Annotated in this window: 12 protein-coding genes; 7 read left to right on the forward strand and 5 right to left on the reverse strand. The window is 60.6% G+C overall.

The genetic code is table 11. The features are described 5' to 3' along the window. The first annotated feature begins 222 nt into the window (after positions 1 to 222). On the forward strand, positions 223 to 723 hold the full coding sequence (locus EKD03_RS13965; protein WP_129632001.1) for a hypothetical protein: 501 nt from the start codon (positions 223 to 225) through the stop codon (positions 721 to 723). A 9-nt stretch (positions 724 to 732) separates the two neighbouring features. Continuing rightward, a complete protein-coding gene (locus tag EKD03_RS13970) occupies positions 733 to 1,143 on the forward strand; it encodes a hypothetical protein (protein ID WP_129632004.1) in 411 nt (136 codons plus the stop codon). A gap of 90 nt (positions 1,144 to 1,233) precedes the next feature. On the opposite strand, the gene EKD03_RS13975 is transcribed toward EKD03_RS13970, so the two are convergent. Next, positions 1,234 to 1,890, reverse strand: a complete 657-nt coding sequence (locus EKD03_RS13975) for a DUF1361 domain-containing protein (RefSeq protein WP_129632007.1) — start codon at positions 1,888 to 1,890, stop codon at positions 1,234 to 1,236. Positions 1,891 to 2,112: 222 nt separating this feature from the next. Here EKD03_RS13975 and EKD03_RS13980 point away from each other — a divergent pair, with 222 nt between their 5' ends. Continuing rightward, positions 2,113 to 2,844, forward strand: a complete 732-nt coding sequence (locus EKD03_RS13980) for a response regulator transcription factor (RefSeq protein ID WP_129632010.1) — start codon at positions 2,113 to 2,115, stop codon at positions 2,842 to 2,844. After that, entirely contained in the window at positions 2,822 to 4,993 is a 2,172-nt protein-coding gene (locus EKD03_RS13985) for a sensor histidine kinase (RefSeq protein WP_129632013.1), read from the forward strand. The genes EKD03_RS13980 and EKD03_RS13985 overlap by 23 nt, the downstream gene beginning before the upstream one ends. Before the next feature lie 39 nt (positions 4,994 to 5,032). Here EKD03_RS13985 and EKD03_RS13990 read toward each other — a convergent pair whose 3' ends face one another. The 4 genes from EKD03_RS13990 to EKD03_RS14005 all read right to left on the reverse strand — a co-directional run bounded on the left by EKD03_RS13990 (position 5,033) and on the right by EKD03_RS14005 (position 9,339). Beyond that, positions 5,033 to 5,587 carry a protoglobin domain-containing protein gene (locus tag EKD03_RS13990; protein ID WP_129632016.1) on the reverse strand — a complete coding sequence of 185 codons (555 nt, stop codon included), beginning with the start codon at positions 5,585 to 5,587 and terminating at the stop codon, positions 5,033 to 5,035. Between the two features lie 207 nt (positions 5,588 to 5,794). After that, on the reverse strand, positions 5,795 to 7,243 hold the full coding sequence (locus EKD03_RS13995) for an O-antigen ligase family protein (RefSeq protein WP_161569270.1): 1,449 nt from the start codon (positions 7,241 to 7,243) through the stop codon (positions 5,795 to 5,797). Then, a complete protein-coding gene (locus tag EKD03_RS14000; protein ID WP_129632022.1) occupies positions 7,219 to 8,925 on the reverse strand; it encodes a glycoside hydrolase 5 family protein in 1,707 nt (568 codons plus the stop codon). Before EKD03_RS14000 ends, EKD03_RS13995 begins: the two co-directional genes overlap by 25 nt. Before the next feature lie 156 nt (positions 8,926 to 9,081). After that, positions 9,082 to 9,339 carry a PspC domain-containing protein gene (locus tag EKD03_RS14005; RefSeq protein ID WP_129632025.1) on the reverse strand — a complete coding sequence of 86 codons (258 nt, stop codon included), beginning with the start codon at positions 9,337 to 9,339 and terminating at the stop codon, positions 9,082 to 9,084. A 202-nt stretch (positions 9,340 to 9,541) separates the two neighbouring features. Here EKD03_RS14005 and EKD03_RS14010 point away from each other — a divergent pair, with 202 nt between their 5' ends. The 3 genes from EKD03_RS14010 to EKD03_RS14020 are packed head-to-tail and all read left to right on the forward strand — an operon-like array spanning position 9,542 to position 12,300. Continuing rightward, positions 9,542 to 10,237 carry a hypothetical protein gene (locus tag EKD03_RS14010; protein ID WP_129632028.1) on the forward strand — a complete coding sequence of 232 codons (696 nt, stop codon included), beginning with the start codon at positions 9,542 to 9,544 and terminating at the stop codon, positions 10,235 to 10,237. Positions 10,238 to 10,251: 14 nt separating this feature from the next. Further along, on the forward strand, positions 10,252 to 10,938 hold the full coding sequence (locus tag EKD03_RS14015) for a response regulator transcription factor (RefSeq protein ID WP_129632031.1): 687 nt from the start codon (positions 10,252 to 10,254) through the stop codon (positions 10,936 to 10,938). Between the two features lie 6 nt (positions 10,939 to 10,944). Next, on the forward strand, positions 10,945 to 12,300 hold the full coding sequence (locus EKD03_RS14020; protein WP_129632034.1) for a sensor histidine kinase: 1,356 nt from the start codon (positions 10,945 to 10,947) through the stop codon (positions 12,298 to 12,300). The last annotated feature ends 74 nt before the right edge of the window (positions 12,301 to 12,374 follow it).

Below are 12,374 nucleotides of genomic sequence, written 5' to 3' on the forward strand. Positions count from 1 at the left end.
TGACTGATTTCCCCTTCCATCAATGCGGACAACCCGGTTGCCGTCGTTTGACCGAAGGAGCTAATGAGATAATCACTATAGAGGTCGAACAGTTCATCGTTTTTCATAGTTCAGATTGTAGCATATCCCTGATTTTCTGGGTGCGTAAGGTGAGCTACTAATTCTGTTCAGTGTAGGCTACAATAGATTTCTGGATTATATGTACAAACCCCAGCTGCAACAATGCGAATCTGTTATATTACAGGCGATTGTAGCGTCCATCGCTCTGAGCACCAGACATATACCCATGAGGTCTTTACGCGCTTACGTCTGACGGGTGCTCAGATTGATGAGGTGGTGGTTTCAGTTGCTGATCTGGCCTCGCAACAAGAGGTGCGGGTCAATCCCCATCAGTATGATCTACTCCTGATTGACAGCCTAGCACATAGTGCGGTTATTCCTTGGTTAGATCGTTGGCATGCCCAACGCCCACTAGTGGTCTTCTACTACAACCTACCCGTAGAGACTCGTGCAGAGGCACCACTATTGCGTGCAGATTGGTTCATTACCCTGAGTCGTAATGATCGTGATCAGTTGGTGGCACGGGGGGTACGCCGCGAACAGATTATGATTGCACCCGCAGGGGGCAATGATGATGCCGCGTGGGATGCCACCTCAGATCGGGTAGCGAATGCGTTGGGGGCAGCGGTGATGGCACGGTTCAGCCGCGATGAGCATAATTAGGAGGGGCTGATGCATGGTATCGCCTTGGTAGCCTATAGCTCCGATGCGGGGCCGATTCTACCCGAACTCCAGTGGCACGAAGAGGTCGTCATTACCAAACGCACGATCACCTTGGTGCGCAAGGGGCGGGTACCAGAGACCCAAGTGAATGTCGGGCATTGGGAGTGGCCTGCGGATGAAGGAGCAGTCGCGACGCTCTTTGCCCAACTTGAGCCGATTGAGTGTGGCGATCTGCGCCGGGTTGAACCGGCAGATGCCCCTGATGGAGGTCATACCGAGAGCTATAGTATCACCTATGGCCGCAAGCAGCGTTGTGAGCTACGCTATGATCCGGGGGTGATCTATATCGGCGGTGACCAAGTAGTTGGCCCGGTGCAAGCATTTTTGCGCGGGTTGTCCCTACCACCCCGGATGGCGTAGAGACGCAATATCTTGCGTCTAGAGAGACGCAAGATATTGCGTCTAGAGAGACGCAATATCTTGCGTCTCTAGACGCAATATCTTGCGTCTCTACGCCTGCCGCACCGCCACGAGCGTTAGGTAGCCGAGGGCAAGGAACCCGGCGAAGAGGCCGCTTACGCCGATCATTTGCGGGTAGTAGGCGGGGGTGTTGAGCAGGTAGAGCGTATCGCTGATCAGCCAGTGCGGGTTGAAGAGGATGTCCCAGGAGTTCCAGCGCAGGAAGCGTCCTACGTAGATCCCGATACCACTCAGTCCGCAACTGGTGAGTACGAAGATCCAGCTCACGAAGGCTCCCATGCGTTCGCGAACCATCCGCTGCATGATGAAGAGCGAGGCTACCCCTAAGATTATTCCCGACCATGCGAGGGCGATGAGCAGTCCTAGATCGTACCACCAGACGAACCCGAAGCGTTCGAGGTGGATGAGATCGGTCAGCAGGTAGGGTGCGTTGGGCAGGAAGAGCAGCCATGCGATGCCGGGGATGATGGCGCGCCACATGCTGCGCTGGGCGCTCGCTTCGGCCCACATGGCAATCACGTAGGGAATCCAGGCTAAAATGAGGTTCCAGACGAGGAACCCGGCCACAAATTCACCTAACATGAGGGTCTGCCCGATCACCAGGATCATAACAAAGCTGCTGGCTGCCGCACTGGGGTAGAAGAGGCTCTTGGCGAGGCGGGTATGGATCGTGTGGAGGTGACGCATAGCGGGTGCTCCTTTGTTGATGGTGTTTCTTTCTCTAGTATGTCAGCAACCAGATGCCGATACCACCGCTTAGATCCGCAATTCGACGCACTCAGGTGCTTGACATGCCTTCTATGCTGGAGGTAAATCATCTCGTAGGGGCGAAGCATCGCCCCGAAGCGGTTATCATGGTTGGTGAGGGCGATGATTCGCCCCTATGGGCATTGAACATCAGGCACTACTATGCTCCAACTTCTCGTGGTCGAAGATAACCAGAAATTGCGCCCCGCCCTGTGTGCTGGCTTGCGTGCGACGGGTGAGGTCGCGATTGTTGGTGATTGTGGCAGTGGCGAGGTGGCCCTAACGCGCTGTCTAGAGGTGGCCCCCGACGCGATCCTGATGGATGTACAACTGGAGGGCGAGTGGAATGGGATTGAGGCGGCAGTGGCCATTCGACGTGAACATCCGCGCCTGCCGGTGGTCTTCTACTCCATCCAGGATGATGATGCCTACTACCGCGCCTTTCGCCGTTCGGGTATCCTCAGCCACTATGCTTATGTGCGCAAGTCCAATTATCTGCTCCCACAGATGATCGTGCCGCTGCTCCGCGATGCTGTTGCTGGGCGCAGTTATATTGATCCTGAGATTGAATCACGGGTGCAGGAGGTGAGCCGCAAGGATGCCCATGCCCCAATGGCCCTGCTCGAACCTAACGAGCAGCAAGTGGCACATATGCTGGCGCGGGGAATGAGTAACGAGCAGATCGCCGCCCGCCTCGGTTTCCGCGACAAGCGCACCATCAGCCGTACTAATGGCCAGATCTACGCCGCCTGGGAGCTGAGTGATAGCGCTACGGATGAAAAGGTTGCCCGTACCCGTGCCGCTCTGATCGTTCAGGCCGGTCGCCTCATTCGTTGGGCCGACGATGGTACGCCAGTAGTGGAGGACGAGCGTGGGCAATGGGTTGAGTGGTGATCTGCGCTATTTCTTGCTCGCAGTACTCGATTGGGCCTTGATCTCCGGTTCGTTCTTCAACACAATTGCCCTGCTCTGGTTGGGGATGACGGTCTTGCTGAGTGCGGAACGACGAACCTGGGGTACCTGGCTGGCGGGCGGTGGGCTGATCTTTGGTGGCCTCTTCTTTATTGGCCATACGATTGTGGTCGGGCGGGTCTTTGGTGATTTTGACGACAATATGGATTTCTACTGGCGTACCGGCTGGTTGGTGCTGATTATTGCGCCCTACCTCTGGTATGTGGTGATGGTCTGGTACAGCGGTGGCTGGCAGCTCTACCCCCAGCGCATCTGGGTGGCTGGGGTGAGTCTGTTGGGTAGCGTGGCCCTGCTGATGGCGCTCTTCTTTGATCCACTGCCCAGTTATGCCGATCTGGCCCGGCCCCCCATTGGCCCCGCCGACCTCTTCAGCCTCACGACGTTGTCGCGTTCGCTCTACCCGACCTTTGCAACGCTGTGTATCGTGTTGGCGCTGCTGACGCTGCGGCGTCCTTTTGCTGCCTCGGAGCGCTTTATGGGCGATCTGGCGCGCCAGCGCGCTCGCCCGTGGTTGTTGGCAGCTTCGGGGGTGCTCTTATTGATTGTCATGCTGATCGGGGTGGGTTCGATCTGGTTTCTTGATCGCACGCGGAACGAGATCTTTGCGGGCTTGACCATGCAGGGGATTACGCTGTTGATCAGTTTCGATTGTCTGATCAATACGCTCTTTATGGGCGCGGTGGTGCTGATCGGCCAAGCCGTCGTGGCGTATGAGGTCTTTACCGGGGCCACGTTGCCGCGTGGCGAGTTGGCACGCCAGTGGCGGCGCAAGTTGCTCTTAGGCGGTGGCTATGCCCTGGTGATGGGCTGGTCGTTGAGTGCGTTTGGTATCCCAGAGCAGCCGATCTACCAGTTGCTGATTGCGACCATCCTGATGACGATCTTCATGGCGCTGGTGGGGTGGCGTTCGGCGCAGGGGCCGCATGCGGGGGGCCTCGCACGGCTGCGTCCCTTTGTCACCAGCCAGAACCTCTATACACGTCTGCTTGGGCCGAGCAGTTCGGCGGAGGGCGAACCAAGTGCGACCTTCCAGGTCTTGTGTGCCGAGTTGCTCAATACCCGCCGCGCCTACCTGTTGCCGTGGGGTTCGCTGGCCGATCTGGCTGGCCCGGCCTTGGCCTATCCGCATGGTGTGCCACCCGCGCTGGGCGATCTGGCGCTGCCGCAAACTACGGAGCATCAATTCCCGCTCTGTCTGCCGATAGATCCCCAGCACTATGGTGGGGCGGGTTGGGCGGTACCGCTGCGCAACGAGCGTGGCCTGATCGGCTGGCTGCTGATTGGCCCCAAGAGCGACGGCGGCATTTACACCCAGGAGGAGATCGAAGTCGCACGGGCGGCGAGCGAGCGCCTCCTGGATGCGCGTGCCGCCACCGAGATGACCCGGCGCTTGGCCGCGTTGCAACGCCGCCGCCTCGCCGAGAGCCAGGTGCTTGATCGACGGACGCGGCGCGTGCTGCACGATGAGGTATTGCCACAGATCCACGCCAGCCTGTTGGAGATGGGCGGGCAGACTCATAGTGATCCCGCATTGCAGTCGGCGATGAGCAATCTTCAGACCGCACACCGCATGATCTCCGATCTGCTCCATGATCTCCCGCCGGCTATCGGGGCTGATCTGGCACGCTTGGGGGCGTTGGGCGCATTACGGCGGGCGCTAGAGACCGATCTGGTCGGAGCGTTTGATCAGGTGGGGTGGACGGTCGCGGCGGATGTCGAGCAAGCGGCACACCACCTCGATCCCCTGGCGGCTGAGGCGCTCTACTATGCGGCCCGCGAGGCGCTACGCAACGCGGCGCGCCACGGGCGTGGCGATACGCCGGGGCGTCGTTTGGGGCTGACGGTACAAGCGCAGTGTGAGCCGGGGGCGGGGGCGGGTGGAACTACGTTGCTCACCCTGCGTATCGTTGACGATGGGGTAGGCATGCAATCTGGCCCGCCGCGTGGCGATGGAGGCCACGGTCTGGCGCTACACAGCACGATGTTGGCGATTATGGGCGGGACACTCAGTGTCACCAGTGTGCCCGATCAATCAACGGCGGTGCAGATCAGTTTGCCGTTGGTGGCGTAGAGACGCAAGATATTGCGTCTCTACGCCCACCGGATTCCCCTACGCCTGCCCCGTCAGCAAGCGCCGAGCCAGGGTTTCGCCACCGACCATCTCAACCAAGTGGGCAAGTTGGTTATCTTCGTAGGCTTGGTTGAAGATCGCGACATCAAGCGCCAGCACCTTGAAGAAGGCACGCCGGGCGGCCGCTGGTTCGGGCGAGGTCTCGGCGATGGCGACGCCGTGGGGCAGAATGACATCGAGCATCGCCAACGGGTAGCGCACGGGCAACCCGATGCGCACATGCACTTCCCCAATCCGCAGGCGGCGGGCAGCGTATTGGGCATTGTACTTACCACAGAAGAGTTGGGTAAACCATTCGATAATCGTCGTATGCAGGCCAGCCATGGGTTTATCGGTAATAAACTCGACGGCCTGGGCATGCGCTCCGAGCCGCCCATAGAAATCCTCGGCCATCTGCGGGCCACGTGCTGCCGCCGTCGCCTCTAGCGCGGCGAGCAGGCGGGCATCTTCGGCGGTCAAGCCCATCAGGGCAATCAATTCATCAAGTACCGCCGTACCTTTAATTTGCCAACTACTTTTGGGGCTGTCGCTCATCGTCGCGCTCCTTCAGCGGATTGCTGTCACATCATTGTTGTTGCCTAGGTTAATGGGCGTATTATAACGTATCCGTGTGACCCAACCCGGTGGGGATTCATGTATGTAGGGGCGAAGCATCGCCTCCCAATATGTGTGGGCTTCCCCCGGCCATCTGGCGGGCGATGCTTCGCCCCTACTCTCGAACCTCCGCCGGGAGGCATAGCCTCAAGGATTTTGCCCCCGCCCTAACCGGATTGCCAGCAGCATCCAAAAGGCGAAGGCCAGATCGGGCCAGAAGTAGAACGAGTCCACTAGCCCATGCACCAGGGCGGCACTCATCGCTGCACTGGCTCCGATCATCAACGCCGATGTGGGCGGAATCGGCTGGCGGTAGAAGCGCAACAGCAACCAGCCAACGGCAATGATGCCGAGTGGCCCCATGCGCAGGGCGATGTCGAGGATCAGGTTGTGGGGATGCGCGGTATGGATCTCATTCGTGCTGGCCAGTTCGGGGGCGATATAGTACGGGTAGATCAAGCCAAACTGATCCAGCCCGATCCCCAGCGGATGATCGCGCAGCATGGCCAGTGCCGAGGCCCAGGTTTGCAGGCGGATGCTGCTACTGCCTCCGATCAGGTTGAAACGTTCGACACTGAAGGCGAGCACGAGCAACCCTAGCATGCCCACCAACCCCAAGCCGAGCAGAACCCGCCGGGGTGGGCGCAGATGGGCCGGGATGAGCGTGATGGCAAGGATGACCCCGGCGACCAAAGCCCCCAGGTAGGCTCCGCGTGAGAAGGAGGCCAGCAACCCGCCCAAACTGAGCAAAGTGAGGAGCAGCAGCGGCCATGCGCGGCGCAGCCGAGCCGCCCCGCCCGGCCCATGCCAGAAGGCGGCATGCGCCAGCGCTGCCGCAACCGGCCAGAGGCGTCCGAGGGCCAAACCGAGGTTGTTGGGGTGGCCGTAGAGGCCCGTGGCACGCCGCACGCCCTCGACGGCGATCAGGTCTTCACTGTAGCCGCTCTTAATGCCGATCAGCGGGGCCAGGTTGAGTCCCGCCAGTTGGAGGATGCCCACTAAGCCGACCAGCGCACCGCCACTCAGCCAGAAGATGATCAATAGATGGAGGTACCTAGGGCCGCGTTGGTCGCTGTAGAAACGCAATAGCCCAAAGAAGATCAGTGGCTCGACGATCACCCAGCGTAGCTCGCGCAGCGCCGCGCCACGCGCTTCGGCGATCACAAAGCCCCACACGCCTGCGGCCAGAAAGAGGATAATCGGCAGGAGTGGGGCGGCTACGCCACCTCCGAAGATCTTTTTTGGTGTTTTTTGGCGGTGAAGCCGCCAAAAAACACCAAAAATCAGCAGCCGTAAACCCGCCCCAGCGAGAGTAATCAGCAGCACGACCTCGTGCAGTGGCACATAGATACCGCTCTCGCGGATGCCAAAACGGGCATCAAACAGCCCCTTGGGCATAAAATAGAGCGCCACCGTGAAGGGCACATAGGCCAGCGCCAGATCGGGACGCCAGAGCGCCAGCGGGGTGAAGATGGCTAATCCCAGGGCGGTGAAGGGCAGTTGGGCCGAGACCCGGTAGGCAATCAGTAACCCCAGCCCCATGGCGATGAGAACGATGATCTCCTGACGGCTCAGGCGTTGCGACGGGTGCGCCATGGTGTTCCTCCAACCAGGAGTGCCCCCACTCCGGCACATGCGATGATCAGTAGGAGCGGGCCATAATCCCACGCCCAGCCCCACGGGCGCACCTGATCCACCCCGAACCATGTCGGGGCTGCGCCACTCAGTTCGAGCAGGTGCTCGCCTGGCTCCAGCCACCCCGATTGCAGCGCCGCGACACTCCCCACCTGAGCCGGGCTGAGCGTTATGGCCCGGCCATCAATCTGTACCTCGGTCGCCACATCTACCCCCACCAGACTGATCCGCGCCCCGCTGAAGCGCACCTGCCACCCCGTGCCCCCCTGCGTCACCGCCGGGGAATCCCAGCTATGTGCGCCCACCCCGGCGACGCTGGGGCGCGCCAGATACTCCTGGAGCATGACATAACTCGCCAACGGTTGCCAATCGCGGCGCACCAAGGCGAAGTAGGGCGTCGGATCATTGAGGTCAGGCTCGGCATAGCCACCAAAACGCAACATCCAGACATTCATGACCCCCATCCAGGGCCACTCCTGGCGGGCACGTTCGATCTGGCCGATCAAGTAGGCTCCCTTCTGCTCCTCAGTCACCGGCTGGCCCCAGGTGCTGCGGCGCTCTGGCGGGAGGCTATCGGGGGCACTGTTCCAACCGAACTCACTCACCCACACCGGAGTCTGGGTGTCGCCGTGGTGTTCCATAATCTCACGTAGCAGCACCACCCGGCTGACATCACTGCGCGTATCAATCGGCTGGCTCCAACTCCAGTTGCCGCGTCCGCGCAAAAAGACATAGCGATGCTCAGTGGGTGATTGGCCGAGGCCATAGCTCTGCGCCGACAGAATATCGAAGTAGTCCGCGCCTCCCGCCTGATAGATCCGATCCAGGTAGTCCAGTTCGCTCAGCGGGGCGCGCCAATCGAGGCCATCGGTGGGTGAGAGGCCAGGGAAGAGGATGACCACCTGCGGGTTGGCGCTGCGGGCGGCCTCGGCAGCGATGCGCAACAGGCGCACGAAATCTTCCGGGCTAGGCTCCTGCCAGTTCCACTCGCCACGCAGGTTCGGCTCATTCCAGATCTGGAAGAAGCGGATATGTAGCCCGCCGGGCGCATCCTCGATCCCATCAGCATCGTAACGTTCGACGACCGCCTGCACAAAGTGACCAAAATCGGCATAATCGTCGGGAGGGCCGGTGGAGTTGCCATCCAGGAGCAACCCCTCCTGAAATTCGGTGCTCGCCAACGCCTGTGGGCGTGCCCAGGCCGGGGGGCGTTCGAGGCGCACAATCAACTCGACCTCGGCGGCATTCGCGGCGGCGACGATGCGATCATACTTGGCCCACGCCGAGACCGCGCCTAGCGTTTCGAGGTTACGGCGATCCTCAAAATCACCGCGCCCATGGATCTCCAGATCCTCCCAGGTCATCTGGATACGGGCATACTGCGCACCAAGCTCGCGGGCCAGAGCAAAACTGCGTTCAACCGCAGCGTGATCAGGCTCGTACTGGAGGTTGTAGAGATTGATGCCGAGACGGGGATGATCGCTATAGGGTGGGGGTGGCGCACTGGTAACAAAGGAAATGCCCCGGTTCGCGGCATTATCTAACCACACCACCAGCGCAAGGGCGGCGAGAAGTATAAGCAGCAGACCCGCTAAAAAGGCGGTGTGCAGGAATGGGCGGCGCAATGCAGACGGGGCATTCATGGCGGGCGAGTATAGACGTTGGGGCGGGGGATGTCAAGGAACGATGCGGATATGGCGAAAAGTTCTGCAACTAATACGTCTCGCTTCCGCCTTCGCTCCCTCGCTTGTTCGCTGTGTGAACAGGCGAGGGAGCAGCGTTCTAAAACCATAACCCTCTTAGCTCTTCCGCTCCTCCCCCGTGTACGGGTCGTAGCGCCACTCCCCGGTCGGGTCTACCGTAGGCGGAGCCACCGCAGGCTCCTGCGGCATGACAATCCACAGCACAATATAGATCAGTGGGCTGAGGCCACTCAGGATAGCCAGCGCAAACACAAAGCGCACGATCACGCTGTCAATACCGAAATAGGTGGCTAGACCACCACAGACACCGCCGAGCATACAGTCACTTGTGCTACGATAAAGTCGAGTTGCCATGAGAAACCTCCTTGGTGTATCGTATCTCCGCACCCTCCGTGCGGTTCGCTATCTTACCTGTGTCTATGACGATCCGCCCCACCAAATGTTGCAGCCATGATTCACAAGTGGCGCATTCCATCTTCATACCAGTTTCACAACTCCCCGCTAGACTGTGCCTAGTGACAGAACAATGCTGTAATCTACAGAACAGGAGTACACCATGACCCGCAAACTCATGACCTTTCTCGCTGGCTTGGCCCTTGTTGGTGTCTTTGCCGCAGCAATGGCCTGGGCCTTCCCGGTGCAAACCACTAGTGCAGCAGAAATAGATGCCGTCCTGACCGAACTAGAGACGACCCCACTTCAGCGCGACCGCCCCAATGGCCCGCAGCGCGGCGAGGGGACTGAGAAGGCGCTAGTCGCCGCACTGATCAATCAGACCAGCCAACTCTCTGGGTTGACCCGCCAGCAGGTGGTGGATGAACTAGTAGCTGGCAAGACCCTGGCCCAAGTTGCTACGGCCCACGGCACCTCTGCCGATGCGGTGGTTGCAGCGGTAAGTGCTAACGCCAAGAAGAGCCTCGATAAGCAGGTTGAGAAGGGGCGCATCAGCCAGGAGCGCGCCGATGAACTGCTGAGCCGCTTGCAGACTAAGGCCACCGAGTTGATGAATGATGCGACCCTGGGTACGCAGGTGGCCGAACGCCAGGATCAGGCCGCGAAGATGAAGGTGATGCCCGCGCTCATCCGTCACGCTGCCCAGGCGACGGGCCTGCCGGTGGGTGACATTACCGGGCGTCTGCGTGATGGTGAGACCCTGACTCAGATCGTGACCTCTGCCGGTGGTGACATCAATGCGGTGATTGACGCCGCGACCGCTGAGTTCCGCACGGCGGCGGAGAATGCGGTGAAGTAGGAAATTTCCACCTCATGCCCCAACGCATCCTGATCGTTGATGACGTGCGCGAGATCGTCCAGGGCTTGGCTGCCTATTTCCGCCAAGCTGGATTCGAGACGCTGGCCGCCTATGATGGGCGGTCAGCGTTGGATCTTGCCCGCCGCGAACGCCCTGATCTGATTATTCTCGATTGGATGATGCCCGAATTGGATGGCTTGGAGGTCTGCCGCCAATTGCGCCGCGATTCGGCGGTTCCGATCATTATGCTCACTGCCCGCATCGAAGAGACCGACACCCTGATCGGGTTGGAATTGGGTGCGGATGACTATATCGCCAAGCCTTTTCGTGCTCGCGAGGTAGTGGCGCGGGCACGCGCCATCCTGCGCCGCGCCAGTGGTGCGCTCGCACCCTCCAGTATGCTCCGTGGCGCTGGGTTGAGCCTCGATCTGGATCGCCATACCGCTGAGGTAGATGCTCACCCGGTGGATCTTACCCCCACCGAGTTTGCCATCCTCGTCGCCCTAATGCGCAACGCTGGTCGCCCGCTCTCGCGCGCTCAGATTCTCGATGCGGCCCAAGGCGATACCTTTGAGGGCTACGAGCGCACGATTGATGCCCATATCAAGAACCTGCGGCGCAAGATCGAGACCGATCCGGCCACTCCGCGCCGCATCCTGACCGTCTTTGGGGTGGGGTATAAGTTTGCTGCTGCTGAGTAGGTTGCTATGCGCTCGCTCTACCGCCGCCTGACCATCACCCATACCCTCGTGGCGCTGCTGGCAGTGCTGCTCGTCGGCCTCTTGGCCAGCGGCATGATCGTGCGCGTCTATATGCAGATCAGCAGCGAACAGTCTGTGAGCCAATCGCGCATGCTGGCGCGCCGGATGAGCGGCCCCTTAGGTCAGTACTACACCACTAATCACGGCTGGATAGGGGTCGAGACCCAGTTGCATGCGCGTATGGCCGAGTTTGGCGAAAATGAAGGCCGGGTGGTACTGGCCGACACCAAGGATCGGGTGATCTTTGATAGTGAAGGCGAACTGGACGGACGCCCAATGCAGCCGCGTATGCGGATGTCGGCGGTGCCGGTGTTGGCCGGAAATCGCGAGGTAGGCAGCGTGGCGGTACTCCCAAGCACCGAACAGACCAATCTGGCCCAGCGCACCTTCGTGCGTTCGCTGATCTGGATCGTCGGTGGTGGCAGCCTTCTGGCGGTTGTCGGCGCACTCGTGGTAGCGATCTTCGTTGCTAGGCGGCTCGTGCGCCCCTTGCGTTCACTCACCAACGCCGCCCGCCGCCTCACCACCGGCGCTCGCCACGAGCCACTGGCGCTTCCGGCTGAGGCCGAACTGGCCGAACTGGCCCACGCCTTCAATGGGATGGCCAACGAACTTGCGCACCAAGAAGATCTGCGCCGCCAGATGGTGGCCGATATTGCCCACGAACTGCGTACCCCGCTCAGCGTCATGCAACTTCAGGTTGAGAGTATTGAAGATGGGATCGTCCCACCCAGCACCGAGGCAGTCGTGGCGCTCGGTGGCCAGATTAGTCTGCTGGCGCGCCTCGTGGACGATCTGCGCCTCATCTCGCTGGCCGATGCCGGGCAACTCTCACTCAGCCCGCAGCTCCTCGATCCTGCCCACGCTTTGGCCATTGCCGCCGCCGCCGCCGAACCACGTGCGCGGCAGCATGGCGTCGCCCTCCGCCTTGAGCCAGCCCCGCCACTCCCGCCCGTCCGCGCCGACCCTCAGCGCCTCGCGCAGATCTTGGGCAATCTGATCGAGAATGCAATTCGCTACACTCCCGCCGGAGGAACCGTGACCCTGCGTGTGAGCCACGATTCTTCGATGATCACCTTCGCCATTTGCGACACTGGCCCCGGCATCTCCGCCGCCGAGCAACCCCACATCTTCGACCGCTTCTACCGCACCGACCGCGCCCGCGCCCGTGAGACCGGCGGCAGTGGCTTGGGGTTGGCGATTGTGCAACGCCTCGTTGCTGCCCAGGGAGGCAGTGTGGGACTTCAGAGCCAACCCGGCCAGGGCGCGACCTTCACGGTGCAATTGCCGGTGGGGGCGTAGGATTCAAATTCCAAGCCCATTCCAATCCAAGCATGTTACACTGCACCCCACATATCAGCTAACCAATAACTATC

It is taken from the genome of Candidatus Oscillochloris fontis, assembly GCF_004138135.1.
Lineage (GTDB): Bacteria > Chloroflexota > Chloroflexia > Chloroflexales > Chloroflexaceae > Oscillochloris > Oscillochloris fontis.